At 72.4% G+C, this 18,174-nt stretch carries 16 protein-coding genes; 7 read left to right on the top strand and 9 right to left on the bottom strand.

Going from position 1 to position 18,174, the window contains the following annotated elements:
- Positions 1–3: 3 nt before the first annotated feature.
- Entirely contained in the window at positions 4–345 is a 342-nt protein-coding gene (locus ACQP09_RS21805) for a hypothetical protein (protein ID WP_433402078.1), read from the bottom strand.
- Between the two features lie 58 nt (positions 346–403).
- Positions 404–1,267 (bottom strand): hypothetical protein, encoded by an 864-nt coding sequence (locus ACQP09_RS21810; RefSeq protein WP_433402080.1) that lies wholly within the window; start codon positions 1,265–1,267, stop codon positions 404–406.
- Between the two features lie 66 nt (positions 1,268–1,333).
- Between ACQP09_RS21810 and ACQP09_RS21815 the strand changes: the two genes are divergently transcribed.
- From ACQP09_RS21815 to glmM, 4 genes are all read left to right on the top strand, one after another.
- Entirely contained in the window at positions 1,334–2,953 is a 1,620-nt protein-coding gene (locus ACQP09_RS21815) for an ABC-F family ATP-binding cassette domain-containing protein (protein ID WP_404064681.1), read from the top strand.
- 450 nt (positions 2,954–3,403) lie between these two features.
- On the top strand, positions 3,404–3,847 hold the full coding sequence (gene rplM, locus ACQP09_RS21820; protein ID WP_003966932.1) for a 50S ribosomal protein L13: 444 nt from the start codon (positions 3,404–3,406) through the stop codon (positions 3,845–3,847).
- Positions 3,848–3,891: 44 nt separating this feature from the next.
- On the top strand, positions 3,892–4,419 hold the full coding sequence (gene rpsI / locus ACQP09_RS21825; protein WP_432151127.1) for a 30S ribosomal protein S9: 528 nt from the start codon (positions 3,892–3,894) through the stop codon (positions 4,417–4,419).
- 244 nt (positions 4,420–4,663) lie between these two features.
- Positions 4,664–6,022: a phosphoglucosamine mutase gene (glmM, locus tag ACQP09_RS21830; protein ID WP_433402083.1), complete on the top strand. Its 1,359-nt coding sequence runs from the start codon at positions 4,664–4,666 to the stop codon at positions 6,020–6,022.
- 99 nt (positions 6,023–6,121) lie between these two features.
- Here the strand turns inward: glmM and ACQP09_RS21835 are convergent, their stop codons facing one another.
- The 4 genes from ACQP09_RS21835 to ACQP09_RS21850 form a co-directional block, all read right to left on the bottom strand.
- Positions 6,122–7,087 carry a DUF389 domain-containing protein gene (locus ACQP09_RS21835; RefSeq protein ID WP_433402085.1) on the bottom strand — a complete coding sequence of 322 codons (966 nt, stop codon included), beginning with the start codon at positions 7,085–7,087 and terminating at the stop codon, positions 6,122–6,124.
- A 23-nt stretch (positions 7,088–7,110) separates the two neighbouring features.
- Positions 7,111–8,106 carry a type I pantothenate kinase gene (coaA, locus tag ACQP09_RS21840; RefSeq protein ID WP_433402087.1) on the bottom strand — a complete coding sequence of 332 codons (996 nt, stop codon included), beginning with the start codon at positions 8,104–8,106 and terminating at the stop codon, positions 7,111–7,113.
- 149 nt (positions 8,107–8,255) lie between these two features.
- Complete coding sequence (locus ACQP09_RS21845) at positions 8,256–9,305, bottom strand: CU044_5270 family protein (protein ID WP_433402089.1); 1,050 nt, start codon at positions 9,303–9,305, stop codon at positions 8,256–8,258.
- On the bottom strand, positions 9,293–9,940 hold the full coding sequence (locus ACQP09_RS21850; protein WP_433402091.1) for an RNA polymerase sigma factor: 648 nt from the start codon (positions 9,938–9,940) through the stop codon (positions 9,293–9,295). The genes ACQP09_RS21845 and ACQP09_RS21850 overlap by 13 nt, the downstream gene beginning before the upstream one ends.
- A 196-nt stretch (positions 9,941–10,136) precedes the next feature.
- Here ACQP09_RS21850 and ACQP09_RS21855 point away from each other — a divergent pair, with 196 nt between their 5' ends.
- Entirely contained in the window at positions 10,137–10,658 is a 522-nt protein-coding gene (locus tag ACQP09_RS21855; protein ID WP_432151131.1) for a SigE family RNA polymerase sigma factor, read from the top strand.
- A complete protein-coding gene (locus ACQP09_RS21860; protein WP_433402093.1) occupies positions 10,651–11,310 on the top strand; it encodes a hypothetical protein in 660 nt (219 codons plus the stop codon). The genes ACQP09_RS21855 and ACQP09_RS21860 overlap by 8 nt, the downstream gene beginning before the upstream one ends.
- A 125-nt stretch (positions 11,311–11,435) precedes the next feature.
- Here the strand turns inward: ACQP09_RS21860 and ACQP09_RS21865 are convergent, their stop codons facing one another.
- Positions 11,436–12,662 (bottom strand): S1 family peptidase, encoded by a 1,227-nt coding sequence (locus tag ACQP09_RS21865; RefSeq protein WP_433402095.1) that lies wholly within the window; start codon positions 12,660–12,662, stop codon positions 11,436–11,438.
- 70 nt (positions 12,663–12,732) lie between these two features.
- Entirely contained in the window at positions 12,733–14,181 is a 1,449-nt protein-coding gene (locus tag ACQP09_RS21870) for a S8 family peptidase (protein ID WP_433402097.1), read from the bottom strand.
- A gap of 814 nt (positions 14,182–14,995) precedes the next feature.
- Between ACQP09_RS21870 and ACQP09_RS21875 the strand changes: the two genes are divergently transcribed.
- Complete coding sequence (locus ACQP09_RS21875) at positions 14,996–17,875, top strand: LuxR C-terminal-related transcriptional regulator (protein ID WP_433402099.1); 2,880 nt, start codon at positions 14,996–14,998, stop codon at positions 17,873–17,875.
- Here the strand turns inward: ACQP09_RS21875 and ACQP09_RS21880 are convergent.
- A complete protein-coding gene (locus tag ACQP09_RS21880) occupies positions 17,851–18,171 on the bottom strand; it encodes a hypothetical protein (protein ID WP_433402101.1) in 321 nt (106 codons plus the stop codon). The two genes, ACQP09_RS21875 and ACQP09_RS21880, sit on opposite strands and share 25 nt — an antisense overlap.
- Between the last annotated feature and the right edge of the window lie 3 nt (positions 18,172–18,174).

An 18,174-nucleotide genomic window follows, 5' to 3' on the forward strand; every position in this document is an offset into this window, starting at 1 on the left:
CGGTCAGCGGCCGCTGCGGCGGGCCTCGTTCCTGAAGTGGCGGACGAAGGCGATGACGGCCCACACGACCAGCACGTTGACCAGGGCGCCGGCGCCGTGGAGCAGGGGGGTCAGGAGGCTGAACGTGACCTCTTCGTCGACTGTGTCGTCGCCGACCAGGATGGCCAGGGGGTAGACGAGGGTGACCAGCACCAGGATGGAGCCGGGGAAGGAGATCAGCGTCATCGTCGCGCCGAGGGCCGACGGATGACCGGCGATCTCGTCGGCCAGGGCGACAGCCAGGACCAGGACGACGTAGCCGACGGCGATGAGGCGGGGGCCGGCGCGGAGGCCGAGAGTGTTCATCGCCCTTATTGAACATGTTCAGTTATGCGTGGTGCGCACCGGCCCCGGGAGTCGTCCTCTACTGCGCCGGTTCCGCCGCCGCCTGTGACGCCTGGACCCGGCCGCGCTGGTGGATCTGACGGAAGACGAAGTTCGTCAGGTCGTCGCCGACGGCGAAGACGCCCCTGTCCTGCTCGGTGACGCTGGTGCCGTTGGTGAAGCCGCCGACGGTGAAGTAGGCGTACCGGCCGTAGGAGTTGGTCGTGCGGCGGCAGACCGTACCGCCGCGGCAGAACGTGGAGACGCCCGCGCCGCTGAGGGAGGCGAGGCCGCCCGAGGCCTGGTCGACCGTCTTCTTCGCGCGGGCCTCGGTGTCGAAGACCGCGATGCCGACGGTGACGGCCACACCGCCCTTGCTGTACGTCGCGCGGATCAGCTGCTCGCAGCCGTTGTCCGTGAGGACCGCGCCGAGGGCGCCCTGGGTGCCGGTCGCGCAGTCGGTGGTGCGGCCGGTGGCGCCCTTGACGTGGACGCGGTCACCCATCGCGAGCTTCTCGCCGGGGAAGAAGCTGCCGACGGTGATCGGCGCCTTGTCCTTGCCGGCGCTGGATATGTACTCCTTCGGGTCCGGCGGAGGCGGCGGTGCCACCGACGAGAAGGAGGGCTCGGGCGCCGACGTGTCCTCGGGGAGGTCGGCCGGTGCCGGCAGTTCGCTCGCGCTGCCGGTCGGATCGCTCCTGCCGCCCGTGGTGACCACGGCGGTCGCCACGATCGCCCCGACCAGGCCGGTGGCCAGTATCCCGCCGCCGATCATCAGCCAGCGCTTCCGGCGGGCTCGCGCCGCGGACGCGTCGGCGAGCGCGGCCCAGTCCGGAGTCCCGCTGTCCCCCGGAGTCCCGTTGTCCCCCGGCCCCCAGGAGGGCCCCCCTTGCCATGAACTCATGCGCGAATCCTAGAGGGTGCGTAAACCGGTTGGGCCATGGCTTCGCGGGCCGTGACAATGCTCTGTATGGGACATCTTGAAGCGGGCCACCTGGAGTACTACCTACCGGACGGGCGGGTGTTGCTCGGCGACGCCTCGTTCCGGGTGGCCGACGGAGCCGTCGTCGCCCTCGTCGGGGCGAACGGAGCGGGCAAGACGACCCTGCTGCGGCTGCTCGCCGGCGAGCTCCAGCCGCACGGCGGCACGGTCTCGGTGAGCGGCGGGCTCGGGGTGATGCCGCAGTTCGTGGGCTCGGTGCGGGACGAGCGGACCGTACGGGACCTGCTCGTGTCGGTGGCCCAGCCCCGGATCAGGGAGGCCGCGAAGGCCGTCGACGCGGCCGAGGAGCGGATTCTCACCGTCGACGACGAGGCCGCGCAGATGGCGTACGCGCAGGCGCTGAGCGACTGGGCGGAGGCGCGCGGGTACGAGGCCGAGACGGTCTGGGACATGTGCACGATGGCCGCGCTGGGTGTCCCGTACGAGAAGGCGCAGTGGCGCGAGGTGCGCACGCTCAGCGGCGGTGAGCAGAAGCGGCTGGTGCTGGAGGCGCTGCTGCGCGGGCCCGACGAGGTGCTGCTGCTCGACGAGCCGGACAACTACCTGGACGTGCCGGGCAAGCGGTGGCTGGAGGAGAAGCTGAAGGAGACCCGTAAGACGGTCCTCTTCGTCTCCCACGACCGCGAGCTGCTCTCCCGCGCCGCCGAGAAGATCGTCAGCGTCGAGCCGAGCGCGGCCGGCAGCGATGTGTGGGTGCACGGTGGCGGCTTCGCCACCTACCACGACGCCCGCAAGGAGCGGTTCGCGCGGTTCGAGGAGCTGCTGCGGCGCTGGCAGGAGGAGCACGCCCGGCTGAAGGCGCTCGTCCTGCGGATGCGGCAGCAGGCGGCGAACAGCCCCGACATGGCCAACCGCTACCACGCGATGCAGACCCGCTTCAAGAAGTTCGAGGAGGCCGGGCCGCCGCCGGAGCCGCCGCGCGAGCAGGACATCCGGATGCGGCTGCGCGGTGGGCGGACCGGGGTGCGGGCGGTGACCTGCAAGGGGCTGGAGCTGACCGGGCTGATGAAGCCGTTCGACCTGGAGATCTATTACGGGGAGCGCGTCGCCGTCCTCGGCTCCAACGGGTCCGGCAAGTCGCACTTCCTGCGGCTGCTGGCCGGTGAGCCGGTGGCCCACACGGGGGAGTGGAAGCTCGGGGCGCGGGTCGTGCCGGGGCACTTCGCGCAGACGCACGCGCATCCGGAGCTGCTCGGCAAGACGCTGGTGGAGATCCTCTGGTCCGAGCACGCCAAGGACCGGGGCGGGGCGATGGGGGTGCTGCGGCGGTACGAGCTGGAGCGGCAGGGGGACCAGGCGTTCGAGCGGCTCTCCGGTGGGCAGCAGGCGCGGTTCCAGATCCTGCTGCTGGAGCTGGCGGGGACGACGGCGCTGCTGCTGGACGAGCCGACGGACAACCTGGACCTGGAGTCGGCGGAGGCGTTGCAGGACGGGCTGGAGGTGTACGACGGGACGGTGATGGCCGTCACGCACGACCGGTGGTTCGCGAAGTCGTTCGACCGGTATCTGGTGTTCGGGTCGGACGGGGTGGTGCGGGAGACGGCTGAGCCGGTGTGGGATGAGCGGAGGGTTCAGCGGGTGCGGTGACCTTGGCGGTCGGCGGCGGCGGCGGCGGGGGTGGGGTGGGGGTGTGGTGCGGGTGCGGGGTGTCGTGCGGCGCCGTTGCGGGGGCGCTGCCCCCGGGCCCCCGCGCCTCAAACGCCGGCGGGGCTGGAAGGGTCGCCTCAAGCGCCGGCGGGGCTGGATTCGTGCGGCCGGGCTGAAAAGATCGCCTCAAGCGCCGGCGGGGCTAGGGAGGCCGGCGGGGCTGGAAGTGGTCGTTTTGACCCGCCCGAGGGCGGGCGGGTACTGTCGAGGTTTGTTATACGTATCGGGTCGTCGTTCTCACGCGGCGGGCCCCTACGTAGGTTCTCTGGAGCAGTTACCAGTGGCTCGCATACGGGCGGTGTCCCGGCAGTGTGAGCCCCAGCTGCATGATCGCTTCAGGGGTGCCATGTGTTGTCTGGACCTCATCCACTAAGAAGCGAAGGCTACGAAGTGCGTACGTACAGCCCCAAGCCCGGCGATGTCACTCGCCAGTGGCACATCATCGACGCTCAGGACATCGTCCTGGGGCGTCTGGCCACCACGGCTGCCAATCTCCTCCGCGGCAAGCACAAGGCGATCTACGCCCCCCACATGGACATGGGCGACTTCGTCATCATCATCAACGCCGACAAGGTGCACCTGTCCGGCAACAAGAAGACCCAGAAGATGGCGTACCGCCACTCGGGCTTCCCGGGCGGTCTCCGTTCGGTGCGCTACGACGAGCTCCTCGCGAAGAACCCCGAGAAGGCCGTCGAGAAGGCCATCAAGGGCATGATCCCCAAGAACACCCTGGGCCGTCAGATGCTCTCGAAGCTCAAGGTCTACGCGGGCGACCAGCACCCGCACGCTGCTCAGCAGCCGGTCCCGTTCGAGATCACCCAGGTCGCGCAGTAGTTCCGGCCACCCCCTAAGACGTACAGAAAGATCTGAGGAGAATCGTGGCCGAGACCACTGTTGAGAACCCCGTCGAGGGCACCGAGGGCGAGGAGAACTTCGCCGAGGTGACCACCTTCGAGTCGGAGGTCCCCGTCGAGGGTGAGTACACCTCCGAGTCGCTCGCCGGCCGCTTCGGCGACCCGCAGCCCGCGGCCGGCCTTGGCCGTCGCAAGAACGCCATCGCCCGCGTCCGGATCGTTCCGGGCACCGGCAAGTGGAAGATCAACGGTCGCACCCTTGAGGACTACTTCCCCAACAAGGTGCACCAGCAGGAAGTCAACGAGCCCTTCAAGGTGCTCGAGCTCGACGGCCGCTACGACGTCATCGCCCGCATCTCGGGTGGCGGCGTCTCCGGCCAGGCCGGCGCCCTGCGCCTCGGTGTGGCCCGTGCGCTGAACGAGGCGGACGTGGACAACAACCGCGCCACGCTGAAGAAGGCCGGCTTCCTCTCCCGCGACGACCGTGCGGTCGAGCGCAAGAAGGCCGGTCTCAAGAAGGCCCGTAAGGCCCCGCAGTACAGCAAGCGCTAAATCGCCTGCTCGTCCGCATTACCCGAACGCCCCGGCGGCGCACTCCGTGCTGCTGGGGCGTTCGTTTATCGGGCCCCGCAGGCGTATAACGGCATAAGACGTTCATCGGCCCGCACGCGCGGACTTCTGCCGCCCGGGCCGTGTCATGCCGCCTGCCCGGCCGCTTTGCTGCTCTTGTAGTTGTGGTTGTTTAGCTTCGCTTCGCTTTGTTTTTTGCGGTTTCTGAGCACTTCGGAGGACACCAGTGGGACGACTCTTCGGTACGGACGGAGTGCGCGGTGTCGCCAACGCGGATCTGACGGCCGAGCTCGCGCTCGGGCTCTCGGTCGCGGCGGCGCACGTACTCGCCGAGGCGGGCAGCTTCGAGGGCCATCGCCCGACCGCCGTGGTCGGCCGCGACCCCCGGGCCTCCGGAGAGTTCCTGGAAGCCGCCGTCGTGGCCGGTCTGGCCAGCGCCGGCGTCGATGTCCTGCGCGTCGGCGTGCTGCCGACGCCGGCCGTGGCGTACCTCACCGGCGCGCTCGGCGCCGACATCGGCGTGATGCTCTCCGCCAGCCACAACGCCATGCCGGACAACGGCGTCAAGTTCTTCGCGCGCGGCGGCCACAAGCTCGCCGACGAGCTGGAGGACCGGATCGAGACGGTCTACGAGCAGCACCGCACCGGCGAGCCGTGGAGCCGCCCGACCGGCGCGGGCGTCGGCCGGGTCACCGACTACACGGAGGGCTTCGACCGGTACGTCGCCCACCTCATCGGCGTCCTCCCCAACCGGCTCGACGGGCTGAAGGTCGTCCTGGACGAGGCGCACGGCGCCGCCTCCCGGGTCTCGCCCGAGGCGTTCGCGCGGGCCGGGGCCGAGGTCGTCACCATCGGCGCGGCGCCGGACGGCCTCAACATCAACGACGGCTGCGGCTCCACCCACCTGGGCCTCCTGCGCGCCGCCGTCGTCGAGCACGGCGCCGACCTCGGCATCGCCCACGACGGCGACGCCGACCGCTGCCTCGCCGTGGACGCGGCCGGCGAGGAGGTCGACGGCGACCAGATCCTCGCCGTGCTGGCCCTCGCCATGCGGGAGGCCGGGCAGCTGCGCAAGGACACCGTCGTCGGCACCGTGATGTCGAACCTCGGCTTCAAGATCGCCATGGAGCGCGAGGGCATCCAGCTCGTGCAGACGGCGGTCGGCGACCGTTACGTCCTGGAGTCGATGAAGGCCGAGGGCTTCGCGCTCGGCGGCGAGCAGTCCGGCCACGTCATCGTCCTGGACCACGCCACGACCGGCGACGGCACGCTGACCGGCCTGATGCTGGCGGCCCGCATCGCCGCCACCGGCCGGAGCCTCGCCGAGCTGGCCGGGGTCATGGAGCGGATGCCGCAGGTCCTCATCAACGTCCCCGACGTCGACAAGTCCCGGGTCGCCACCTCCTCCGAGCTGGCCACGGCGGTGACCGACGCCGAGCGCGAGCTGGGCTCCACCGGTCGTGTCCTGCTGCGCCAGTCGGGTACGGAGCCGCTGGTACGGGTCATGGTCGAGGCCGCCGACATCGAGCAGGCGCGCGCGGTCGCGGGCCGGCTGGCCGATGTGGTGAAGTCCGCGCTGGGCTGAGCCGCCGCCTCACCGGCGTACGGAAGAGCCCCGTAGGCGTACTACGGAAGCCCCGTAGGCGTACTACGGAAGCCTCATTGCCGTACCGAAGCCGCCGCCTCACCTGCGTACCGAAGCCCCCGGCGTGCTCGCCGGGGGCTTCTGCGTGCGCCGGACCCGCCACAGGCCCTTCTCCAGCAGCAGCGTCAGCGTGCCCGCGAGGACGATCCCGCCCAGGTTGGCGAGCAGCTGCTGCCCGGAGCCGACGGTCTGCTGGTAGTCGGAGTAGCTGAACGCGACGGCCGCGTTGGCGGCGGCCGGGACCGTCGTCACGGAGATCGCCACGCCGATCAGCGCCCCGGACTTCGCCGAGGTGAGGGAGAGCGTCCCGGCGATGCCCGCCAGGAACGCGACGACGAACGACATCAAGTCCGGATGCCAGATGAAGTCGGTGTTGGGGCGCGGCTTGTCGATCATGTCGTGCGTGAAGAGGCCGAGCGCGTCCATCAGCCACGCGAACCCCGCCGTGATCACCATCGCCAGCGCGAAGCCGCCGATCAGCGCCACCAGCGAGCGCGCCACCAGCCGGGGCGCGCGCTGCACGATGGCCGTGGAGATCCCGGCCAGCGGCCCGAACTCCGGGCCCACCGCCATCGCGCCCACGATCAGCACCGCGTTGTCCAGCATCACGCCGCAGGCGGCGAGCATGGTGGCCAGCGCGAGGAAGGAGACGTACGTGATGGAGAACGTCGACTCCTCGTGCGTCGCCTCCGTCAGCTCCTCCCACAGCACCGCGTCCGCGCTGTCGCCCGGCGCCTCGTGCTCCGCCTTCTCGGCGCGCGAGGAGAGCGTGAGGTCCAGGTGTTCGATGCTGATCGCCCCGGACCTGTCGATGCCGAGGTCCCGGAGGCTGTCGATCAGCTCGTCCCCGGCCTCCCGCGCGACGTCGCACATCACCACGTCCCCGGCCGGGGAGCGGGCCGCGCCGGGCAGGACGACCAGGTGGGCGGTGCCGACGGTGGACTCCAGGAGGGTGACGACCTCGTCGGTGGTGCCGGCGGGCACGATGAGACGCAGATGCAGCACGCGGCACGCCTTCCCCGGAAGTGTCAGAGCTTGCGCAGGGAGAGCTTCTGGACCTTGTGGTCCGGTCCCTTGCGGAGGACCAGAGTGGCACGGCCGCGCGTCGGAGCCACGTTCTCCATCAGGTTCGGCCTGTTGATGGTCCGCCACATGGTGCGCGCGTACTCCAGCGCCTCCTCCTCGGAGACCTGGGTGTACTTGCGGAAGTACGAGGACGGGTCCTGGAACGCCGTGTCGCGCAGCTTGCGGAAGCGGCTGAGGTACCAGGTCTCGATGTCCTCGGCGCGCGCGTCCACGTACACGCTGAAGTCGAAGTAGTCGGCCAGCCCGACCCTCGTCCGGCCGTCGCTGCCGGGCAGCGCGGGCTGCAGGACGTTGAGGCCCTCGACGATGAGGATGTCCGGGCGGCGGACGGTGAGCCGCTCGCCGGGGACGATGTCGTAGATCAGGTGCGAGTAGACGGGCGCGGTCACCTCGTCCTTGCCCGCCTTGATGTCCGCCACGAACCGGGTCAGCGCCCGCCGGTCGTACGACTCCGGGAACCCCTTGCGCGAGGTCAGCCCGCGCGCCCGCAGCTCCTTCATCGGCAGCAGGAACCCGTCCGTGGTCACCAGCTCCACGCGCGGGTGCTCGGGCCAGCGGGCCAGCAGCGCCTGGAGGATACGGGCGCTGGTGGACTTGCCGACGGCGACACTGCCCGCGACCCCTATGACGAACGGGGTCCCGCGCTGCTCCCCGTGCCCGTTCCCGGCGTCCCCGAGGAAGGTGTTCAGCGCGCCGCGCAGCCCGGAGGTGGCCTGGACGTACAGGTTGAGGAGCCGGGAGAGCGGCAGGTAGACGTCCCGCACCTCGTCCAGGTCGATGACGTCCCCGAGCCCGCGCAGCCGCTCCACCTCGTCGGCGGTCAGCGGCAGCGGCGTCTTGTCCCGCAGGGCGCTCCACTCGTCGCGCGAGAGGTCGACGTAAGGGGTCGGCGCATGCTCGGTGCGGCGCTGCGGGCTCCGTGCGGGCGAAGTGATCACCCTTCATTGTTGCGGGAGTTTCAACGGAGTGGGGGGTGGGGTCGGTCACGTGGGTGCCGGGCCGTCCCCGTACGGCGGACGCGGGCCCGGTGTCCGCTCCCCTGTGCCGGACACCGGGCCCGCGCCCGGGCTTTCTGCGGGCCGTACGGTCAAGGCTTGTCGCCCCTGTCGCCCCTGTCGCCCCTGTCGCTCTTGTCGCCCTTGGCGTCGACGACGGCGGCGTGGGTGCGGGCGATGTCGATGAGGACGTCGCCGGGCTCCCGCTGCTCGGCCGGCTCCTCGTCGGACCCGACGGTCCCGTACGACTCGACGACGACCTCGCGGGTGCCCGCGTAGCCGTAGTCCAAGGGGTCGATCAGGAGATCGGTCCGGGTGAACTCCCTGTGCTCCTGCCGGACCACCGCGATGACCTCCCTGCCTGCCGCGTCCTCGACCAGGTGGTGGGTCACCTTGACGCCTCTGACCGTGGCCAGCGCCCGGTAGATCCGGGCCATGGCGTCCGGCGGGATCGGATACGAGCGGAGCAGGACGGAGACGGCGCGGAAGGAGTGCGCGTCCTCGCTCTCCTCCTTCTCGCCGTCCGCCTCGTCACCGGTGGGGAAGGTCGCGCGGACCTTCGCGAGCAGCGCCTCCGGGTTCTCCGGCAGCGCGGCGGCGATGCGGTAGGCCTCGCGGGCGGTCCGGTGGTCCGTGTCGGACGCGTCGTTCCCGGTGGCCTTGCCGTCGTACGGGATCCACCGGTCGGGACCGAACTCCGGGGGCACCTCGACGCCCGCTTCCTGGAGCTCCTTCACGGCCTGCGCGTTCTCGGAGGCGCCGTCCACCTCGCGGATGTGGATCCACTGGTCGGAGCGCGGCTCCGGCGGGACCTTCTGCCGCTCCAGGTAGTCGGCGGCCCGGTTCAGCGCGGCGGCCGGGCTGGTCAGGTCGAGGTCGCCCGCGACGGTCGCCGGGCTCGTGGGGTCGGGCGCCTGGACGCCCACGACCTGGGTGAGGACCAGCGCCGCCGCGGTGACCGCCACCACCGCACCGAGCGAGGCGACCCGCCAGTCCCGCAGCCTCAGCCGCAGCGCGAAGGAGCGGTGGTGCCGGTTGCCCGCGATGGCGTCGGTGAGGCGCTCGCGGCCGGGTGCGAGGTGGGCGCGGTCGGGTACGGGGGCGTCGGCGCGCAGCTCGCGCAGCCGGGTCATTTCGTCCATGACGGGTTCAGCTCCTGTCCGGCCGGGGCGGAAGACGGGTCGAGGGCCGAGGTGAAGGCGGGATCGCCGCTGAGCGCCTCCCGGACCTTGCGGCGGGCCCGGTTCAGCCGCGACCTGACCGTGCCGAGCGGTATCCGCAGCGCGTCGGCCACCTCCTGGTAGCCGAGGTCGGCCCAGGCGACGAGCAGCAGGACGTGCCGGTCCCCGGGCGAGAGCGCGGCGAGCGCACCCGCCAGCGGCGCCTGGACGGCGATCCGGTCGTCGGCCCGGTCGCTCCAGGACGCGGTGACGGGGTCGTGACCGGTACGGGCCAGCGCCTTCAGCGCCCGTACCTCGGTACGCCGGTGCCTGCCGATCAGGTTGGCGGCGATGCCGTACAGCCAGGGCCGGGCCAGCCGGTGGGCGGTGTCGTACCGGTGCCGGGTGCGGAAGGCGATGAGGAACGTCTCCGCGGTGATGTCGTCCGCCGGGCCCTCCCCGAGCCGGCGGGCGGCGTAGCGGTGGATGTCCGGGGCGTGCCGGTCGTAGAGCCCGGCGAACAGCTCGGGCTCGTCGAGGGACTGCGCGATGACGTCGGCGTCATCGGCGTCGTCGGCACCGTCGGTGGTGGGCCGGGCCGGGGGCGGTCCGGTCACTGCGCCTCCAGGGGTGGGTCGGTGAGTGCGTCGGTCACCCCTGTTGCCCGCAGCTGCCGGAAAGGTTCACGGGTTTCCGGGCCTGTTCGTAACATCGCGGGCCGCCCGGGCGTGCTGATGACAGGAAGCGGCGGAGACACGGCCACGCCGGCTTCCGCACGACCACAGAAGACGACCCACCACAGTCAGGATCAGGATGTCGAAGGAAGCTGAGTTCGACGCCTTCTACACGGCGACGGCCAGACGCCTGGTCGCCACGGTCTACGCGATGTCCGGCGACCTGGCGGAGTCCGAGGACGCGGTCCAGGAGGCGTACGCACGGGCCTGGCAGCGCTGGGACCGGCTGACCCGCGAGGGTGACCCGCTCCCGTGGGTGCGGACCGTCGCTTCCCGGCTCGCGGTCAGCGCCTGGCGCCGCACCCGCAACCGGCTCCGCGCGCAGCTGCGCCACGGGCCCGCGTCGGACGACCCGGGCCCGTCCGGGGCCTCCGGCGACCGGGCCGCGCTGGTGGCGGCCCTGCGCGAGCTGAGCCCGGACCAGCGGCGGGCGGTGGTGCTGCACCACCTGCTGGATCTGCCGGTGGAGGAGGTGGCCCGGGAGACGGGCTCCACGAGCGGAGCGGTACGGACGCGGCTCAGCCGGGCCCGCAGGCAACTGGGCGAGCGGCTCGCCCACATGGACACGTACGACGACGAGGGGATGGCCCGGCATGGCTGACATCGAGGAACTGCTGACCGACACCTCCGTGCGGCTCGCCCCGGCTGCGGCGGTCCGCGCCCGCGGCGCCCGCCGCCGGGCCCGCCGCCGGGCGGCCGTGGCCGTGGTGGCCGCCGGGGCGATGGGCTTCGGCGTGTGGGCGGGGCTGGCGCTGCCGCGGGATTCGGGCGGCGGTACGGAGGTGGCCTCGGCGGGCCCGAACCCGTTCCTGTCCGACGGGGTGGTGCAGAACCTGGAACCGTCGGAGCTGCCGGGTGACGAGGTCCTGCGCTGGAGGACGGTCGAAGCGGGGGCGGAGGACGGGGACGCCCCGCTGCCGAAGGTGGGGCTGGGCGACGCGTGCGGGGTGTGGTCCGCCGGCGTGGACCGGCCCTGGCAGCAGTTCACCAGCACCTACTCGGGCAAGGACGGCGCCCTCGCCCGGCACCGCGTCGCCACGTACGGGACCCGGGCCGAAGCCGCCGAAGCCGTGGAGCAGCTGGACGAGACCCTGGTCGGCTGCGGGGTGGAAAGGGCCGTGGGGGAGCCGGCCGGCGAGTACACCGGGGTGGCCCGGGACACGGAGGACCGGCTCAACGTCACCGTGACGTCCTGGGGGGCGTGGGTCGGAGTGGTGGAGACCCAGCTGCCGCCGGTGGAGTCGACCGGCTGACCCGTCGGGCCCGGGCACCCGTCGGGCCCGGGCACCCGTCGGGCCCGGGCACCCGTCGAGCCCGGGCATGGGGCGGCGGCCACCCGACGGGGGGTCGGGTGGCCGCCGTTCTCATCGAGCCCGGGTCAGGACGTGGTGTTCAGCGTCAGACCGTAGTGGCGGAGCAGGTCGTCCAGCGGCTGCATCCAGCTGGCGCCGCTGCCGAAGCTGCCGTCGCAGCTGGTGTTGCTGGAACCGGACGTCACGCCCTGGGCCTGGCCCTGGTTGGTGATCCAGGCGCCGCCGCTGTCGCCCTTGTGGATGCAGGCCGTGGACTTGGCCAGGCCCTTGACCAGGGTCCGCGGCTGGCCCGGGTCGGTGTAGGTGACCGAGTGGTCGTAGCTGCTGATGGTGCCGCAGGTCCACCTGGTCGTCGCACCGGACTTGCAGACCGTCGAGCCGACGGCGGCCCGCTGGCTCCCCTTGACCGGGGTGTCCGCCACGACGCGCCAGCCGCCGACCGTGGTGGTGACGGAGTTGCCGGAGCTGATGGCGGCGATGCCCATGTCGACGCTGTCGTAGCCGTGCGCGAAGCGGGTCTTGGTCCCCTTGGCGAACTGCGAGCCGTTGAAGTACAGCGTGTCCAGGCCCTTGATGCAGTGGCCGGCGGTGGCCAGGTACTGCCGGCCCTGCTGGTCCCGGGCTCCGAAGCCGACGGAGCAGTAATTGCCGTTCACATCGGAGGTGTTGATGTTCATCTTGCTGCCGGGCGCGATGGCGGCGGCGGCCTGCGGGGCGTCGTCGGTGGTGGTCTCCACGGTGACGGCCGGGCCGTGGGCGCGGGCGGCGGCGACGAAGGCCCGGCCGGTGGCGTCGGCGGTGCCGCGGACGGTGACGACGACCTTGTTGCCGGCCGGGTCGACGTGCCACGACTCCACGCCGGCCGGGAGCTTCCTCTCGGCGAGCCGGTCGAGCTCCGCCTTGATCCGGTCGAGCGCCGCCGGGGCGCGGGCCGGGATACGGGCGGCGAGTCCGGCCGCCTTCACATCGGCGGCCTGCCGTGCGGTGGCGACGTCGACCGTGAGGGTGCCTTTGGCGTCGAAGTACGCGCTGCCGGTGGGCACTCCGGAGGCGCCGAGGCGCTCCAGGGCCTGCTGCTGGGCCTCCTGGCGGTCGAGCTTCCGCTCGGCCTCCGCGACGGAGACGCCGAGCGAGTCGGCGAGCGCCTTCACCATGCCGGTGGGCTGCGTACGGGTGGTCGGTGCGGGCGTCGGATCGGTGGTGGCGGGCTGTGAGGCGGCCGCCATGCCTCCGGTCAGAGCGACCGCTCCGGCTATCGCGCCGATCGACAGCGTCTTGCTGAACTTGTTCACGTCTTCTCCTTGGGGGGTGCGGTGCCGTGCCGTGCCGTGCGGTGCCGTGCGGGCGTGCCTCAGGACCGGGTCAGTTGCCGGTGACGGCGGTGAGGGTCCTGGCCGCGTCGGCGAGGCCGGCGCCGCAGCCGCCGGAGCAGGAGCCGGGCAGGCTGCGCGTGTTGTTCTTGATCGCCGTCTCGATCTGGGCGGGGGTGAGGGAGGGGCTCGTCTGCTTCAGCAGCGCGGCCAGGCCGGCGATGTGCGGAGCGGCCATGCTGGTGCCCTGGTAGGAGGCGTAGCCTTCGCTGCCGAGCGAGCGGGTGCCCTTGTTGATCGTGGACCAGATGCCGTCGTCGGCACGGACGGTGGTCTCGCCGCCGGGTGCGGTGACGTCGACGGACCTGCCGTAGTTGGAGTAGGCCGCGCGGTTGCCTTCGCGGTCGGAGGCGGCGACGGCGATGACGTGTCCGCAGCCGGCCGGGCTGTAGGCGGAGGCGTCGGCGTTGTCGTTGCCGGCGGCCACGACGACGGAGGTTCCGCGGTCCACGGCGGCCTTGATGGCGGTGTTGTACGCCTGGTCGCAGGTGAACCCGCCGCCGAGGCTCATGTTGATGACCGCTGCGGGGGTCTTGTTGGCGGGCGCTCCGGAGACCGTTCCGCCGGACGCCCAGGTGATGGCGTCGATGATGTCGGAGGTCGATCCGCCGCACTTGCCGAGGACGCGGATCGGCTGGATGTTCGCCTCGTACGCCACGCCGACCGTGCCGTAGCCGTTGGCGGTGGCCGCGATGGTGCCGGCGACATGCGTGCCGTGCCAGGAGTTGTTGGTGTCCCGGGCCGGGACCGGGTTGCCGTTCCTGTCCCGGCCGCACTCGCCGCGGTTGGCCCAGTCGCCGGTGTCGGACGGGTCGCTGTCGCGGCCGCCGCCGTCCGTGGCCGTCCAGGAGTTGGAGATGAAGTCGTATCCCGGCACCAGCCTGGAGCCCAGCTCGGTGTGTCGGGTGATGCCGGTGTCGATGACCGCCACGGTGACGCCCTTGCCGGTGGCCTGCTTCCAGGCCGAAGGAACGTTCATGCCGGCCCGGGACTCGTACAGGTCCCACTGGTAGCGGTACTCGGCGGGGTCGACCGCGGTGGGGAAGACCCGGCGGTCGGGGACGACGTAGGCGACGTCGGGGTCGGACCGGAAGGCCGCCATGGCTTCCTGGGTGTCCTCGGGCTTCGCGGTGTCGGGCAGCTCCACGAGGGCGGCGCCCGTTCCCAGGCGGCGTTCGAAGGAGAGGTGTTCGCCGGCCCGGTCGCCCTTGGCCTTGGCGTCCTTCACGATCGCCGCGTTCGATCTGGCTTCCTCGGCGTGGGACTTGTAGCCGACGATGAAGCCCTGGGTGGGCTCGGTGGGGTCGGACGCCGCCGGGGCGGAGGCCTGGGCCGGGCGGGCGGTGTCGGGGGAGCTGCCGGCGAAGGCGACGCCGGTGCCCATGACAGCGGCGACGGTGGCGAGCGCGACGGATATGCGGAGGGGGGTAAAACCGTGCACGTCGGTTCCTTTCGATCCGTTCGGGCAGATCGAGCAGGTCGAGCAGCTCGAACGGGGCATGACAAACAGAGGGGGGTGGCGCATGCGTGGGTGCGGAATCAAGGGCACGCGCATGCTCAGCTCTCGGGATCCCGGTGGGACGGGAGCCTGTCGAGATACGGCTGATCACTGTGGGGTGCGAGTGATCGGTCGATGGGGGGAAACCTATGAACGCGCCACCCCGATGACCATCCGGGTGCCGCGTATACGGATCCCTGTTTAATTCGCCGGCCGTTCACCGCGCCGTTCACCGCCCCGTTTTCCGATCCGCTTTCCGGTCCGGGCCGGTCCCGTCCGCCCGGGCGCAGAGGTGCGGAGTGAATCCGGGAAGCGCCCGCCGACCGGTGGGCGCCGTGACAACTTCCTTACCGGCGGTGAGCGGTGAGAGTTGATTACGTATCCGTGGACCGGCACTCCGGATGTTGGCGTGGGCGCAGGAGGCGTACGTTCGGACCGCGGCCGACCGGACGCGAGGAACGTGCGAGCGGGATGCGCGACACCTGCGTGGTCCCGGTGCGGCCGGTACGGGCACGGGTGTGCGGAACGAGCTGTGCGCGCCGCTTTCGGCAGTCCCGGCCGAAAGACATTGCGCCCTGCTTTTCGAGCAGTCGGCCGAGCGTGCTCCGCTGCGCGCCGCAGCGCCGAAAGCTCTTCCGCGCACCCGTCCATTCATCCGCGCACCCGTGCATTCACCTGCACTGTTGTTCATCGGGAACAAGTGATCTACTTGTTTCTCCAGGGGGCAGGAAAGACATCTCGTGGTGAGGGCGGCAACGTGATCACGACCTGTGGTTCGGCCTTGCGGTCCTTCGTACGGGCGCTGCCCACCCGGAGCGCCGAGCCGGTGCTGATGTTCGTCGAAGGTGCCGCCGGCGAGGGGAAGAGCCACCTGCTCCAGGAGCTGGCCGACCTGTCGGGCCCGCCGGACCTGGCCCGCAGGTGGTGGCGGTGCGGAGCCGAGGGCGGGCCGCCGGAGGAGGACGGGCACCGGCGCGAGGCGACCCTGTGGCTGGTGGACGACGTCCACCGGGCGGACGAGGACGAGCTGCGGCGGCTGCGCCGGGTGCTGGAGGAGCTGGCGCCGGGCTCGGCGGCCGCCGTGACCTACCGCCCCGAGGAACTCCCGGTGCCCGGTCTCCCGCTGGGCGGCCCGCCGGTGGCGTATCCGAACGGCCTGACGGTCCTGAGGAACCGGCTGGCGCCCTGGGACGAGGAGCGCGTCCGCCGGGCCGCCGTGGAGGCGCTGGGCGAGGACAGCTGTACGGACGAGGCCGTGGCCCGGCTCCACGAGCGCACCGGCGGAGTGCCCCGGGTCGTCGTCGACCTGCTGGCCCTGGTCCGCGCGCAGTGGCCGGCCTTCACCGGCACGGCCGCCGAGATCGACGCGGCCGGTGTGCCGGCCCGGCTGGCGGAGCTGGTGCTGAGCCGCACGCACGCCGTGGCGCCCGAGCACCGGCCGGTGGTCTGGGCGGCCGCCGTCCTCGACGGGCCCGCCGGCCGTGACGAGCTGATCGCGGTGTCGGGCCTCGGCGCCGCGACCGGAGGCGCCGCACTGCTGCGGGCCCTGGAGAGCGCGGCCCTGGCGGAGCCGGCCGAGGGCCGCTACGGCTTCGCCGTCCCGCTGGCCGCCTCAGCGGTACGGGCCACCGTGCCCGGCCCCGTACGCCAGGATCTGCACCGGCGGACGGCCAACGTACTCAGCCGCAGGCAGCCGGTGGCCTGGGCCGCCGTGGCCGAGCACCACCGGGCGGCCGGTGAGAGCCACCGGTGGCTGAGAGCGGTGGAGCGGGCGGCCGAGGCGGCGGAGGCCTCCGGCCGGCACGAGCAGGCGATCGCGCTCCTGGAGCGGACACTGGCCCTGCCCGGCCTTCCCCCGCAGGCCCGCGCCCGGCTGGCGCCGCTGCTGGCCCGCACCGCCGTGACCGGACTGCGCTCGGACCAGACCGTGGAGGTGCTCGCGCAGATCGTGCAGGACGCGGCGCTCCCGCCGGCCGTACGGGGAGAGCTCCGGCTCGACCTGGGGCTGATGCTGTGCAACCAGATGGGCCGGTCCGACGAGGGCTGGCGGGTCCTGGAGGTCGCCGCCGGCGAACTGCGCGAGGTCCGGTCCGTCCTGGCCGCGCGTGCCATGGCGGCCCTGGTCACGCCGTACTGGCCGGGCGTCTCCGTGGACGTCCACCGGGAGTGGCTGATCAAGGCGGAGGTCGCCGCGGACGACAGCGGGGACGAGCCGATGCGTACGGCGGTGCTCGCCAACCATGTGGGGCTCGCCATGAGTTGCGCCGACCCCGACGCGTGGGAGCTGGTGGAGAAGCTGCCCGTGCAGAGCACCGACCCGGCCTGCGCCCGGCAGGCGGCGCGCGGTCTGTGCAACGGCGCGGACTCCGCGGTCTGGCTCGGTTTCTACGAGCGCGGCGCCGACCTGCTGGCCGAGGGCCGCGACCTGTCCGCGCGGAGCGGAGCGCCGTACACCGAGCACAGCGCGCTCGGGACGCGGCTGCTCCAGGAGTGGTGGACCGGCCGGTGGCTGGGCCTGGACAAGCGGTGCGAGGACTTCGTCGCCGCCACCGCCGACATGCCGTTCATCGCCTCCGACGCCTACGTCGTACGCGGGTTGCTCGCGCTCGCGCAGGGGGACTGGGGCGAGGCGCGGTCCTGGCTGTCGCAGCAGGGGACGTTCGGCACGGAGAAGCTGCCGGTTCCCCTGGGTGCGGCGGCGGCCGGAGCCGTGATCCGGCTGGCCCTGGCCCGGCAGGAGGTGACCGCCGCGGCGGAACACGCGCGGGCCGCCTGGAAGGTGGTGGCCGGCAAGGGAGTCTGGCCGTGGGCGGCGGAACTCGCGCCGTGGGCCGTGGAGGCCGTGGCGCGCGCGGGCGACGGGCCGGCGGCCCACACCATGGTCCGCAATTTCTCCCAAGGCCTCGGCCGCCGCGACGCACCCGCCGCCAGAGCCGCGCTGACCTGGAGCCGGGCCGTCCTCGCCGAGACGGAGGCGTTGGCCGAGGAGCGCCGGAGCGGCCTGCTGGAGGCCGCCGAGCTGTACGAGGAGGCCGCGGGCGCGTACGGGGAGCTGCCGCGGCCGTACGCGCAGGCGCTGACGGCGGAGGGCGCGGCGCGTTGTGTGCTCGCGGCGGATACGGAGGGGGCTTCGGGGGCGGTCCGGGGGGCGACGGGGGGTTCGGGCGCGGCCCCTGCCGGTGACGGGGCCCCTGCTGGTGATGGGACTCCCGGTCCGGCCCCTGCGGGCGACGGGGCCCCCGGTCCGGCCCCGGACGCCAAGGGCACCCCCTGCCCCGCCTCAGCCCCCCATGACACCGCAGCGACCCTCGCGGCGCTCGCGGAGCTGGAGGGCTGTGCTCAGCGCTTCACCGATCTGGGGGCCGTCTGGGATGCCGCACGGGCCAGGGCCCTGCTGCGGACGCGCCAGCCGGCCAGGAAGGGGCGGCCCCCCGGCCGTCCTTCCCATGCCGACCAGCTGTCGCCGCGCGAGGAGGAGGTGGCGCAGCTGGCCGTCTCCGGCCTGACCAACCGGGAGATCGCCGCGACCCTGCACCTCTCCCCGCGCACCGTGGAGCAGCACATCGCCGGCGCGATGCGGAAGACCGGCGCGCTCTCCCGCCGCGACCTCGCTCACCGCCTGGGACCGACTCCCTGATCCCGGTCCCGGAAGGTCCAGAACGTCCTGTCGTGCTCCCACACGGCCACGGTGGCGCCCGCCCAGTCGAGCACCCAGCCCGAACGCACTCCGCGCGCTCCCCAGCCGTCCGGCCGTCGGCGCGGGATCGCGAAGCCGGCCGCGCGGGCGACGGCCGCCGCGTCACAGGTCTCGCGCGCGATGCGGAGGGCTTCCGCCTCGGTCTCGGCGGCCCCGGTGAAGACGTGCAGGCCGCACCGCTCGGGCTGTACGGCGTTCCGGGTGGGGACATTGACCTGGAAGTAGACCTTGGTCATGGC

Origin of the sequence: Streptomyces sp. CA-146814 (assembly GCF_050942385.1) — a bacterium.
Classification (GTDB): Bacteria; Actinomycetota; Actinomycetes; order Streptomycetales; family Streptomycetaceae; genus Streptomyces.

Coding starts and splice junctions, on each gene's coding strand:
- ACQP09_RS21815 (WP_404064681.1), top strand. CDS start 1,334: ATGGGACATCTTGAAGCGGGCCACCTGGAGTACTACCTACCGGACGGG.
- ACQP09_RS21805 (WP_433402078.1), bottom strand. CDS start 345: ATGAACACTCTCGGCCTCCGCGCCGGCCCCCGCCTCATCGCCGTCGGC.
- ACQP09_RS21880 (WP_433402101.1), bottom strand. CDS start 18,171: ATGACCAAGGTCTACTTCCAGGTCAATGTCCCCACCCGGAACGCCGTA.
- ACQP09_RS21860 (WP_433402093.1), top strand. CDS start 10,651: ATGGCTGACATCGAGGAACTGCTGACCGACACCTCCGTGCGGCTCGCC.
- ACQP09_RS21810 (WP_433402080.1), bottom strand. CDS start 1,267: ATGAGTTCATGGCAAGGGGGGCCCTCCTGGGGGCCGGGGGACAACGGG.
- ACQP09_RS21845 (WP_433402089.1), bottom strand. CDS start 9,305: ATGGACGAAATGACCCGGCTGCGCGAGCTGCGCGCCGACGCCCCCGTA.
- ACQP09_RS21855 (WP_432151131.1), top strand. CDS start 10,137: ATGTCGAAGGAAGCTGAGTTCGACGCCTTCTACACGGCGACGGCCAGA.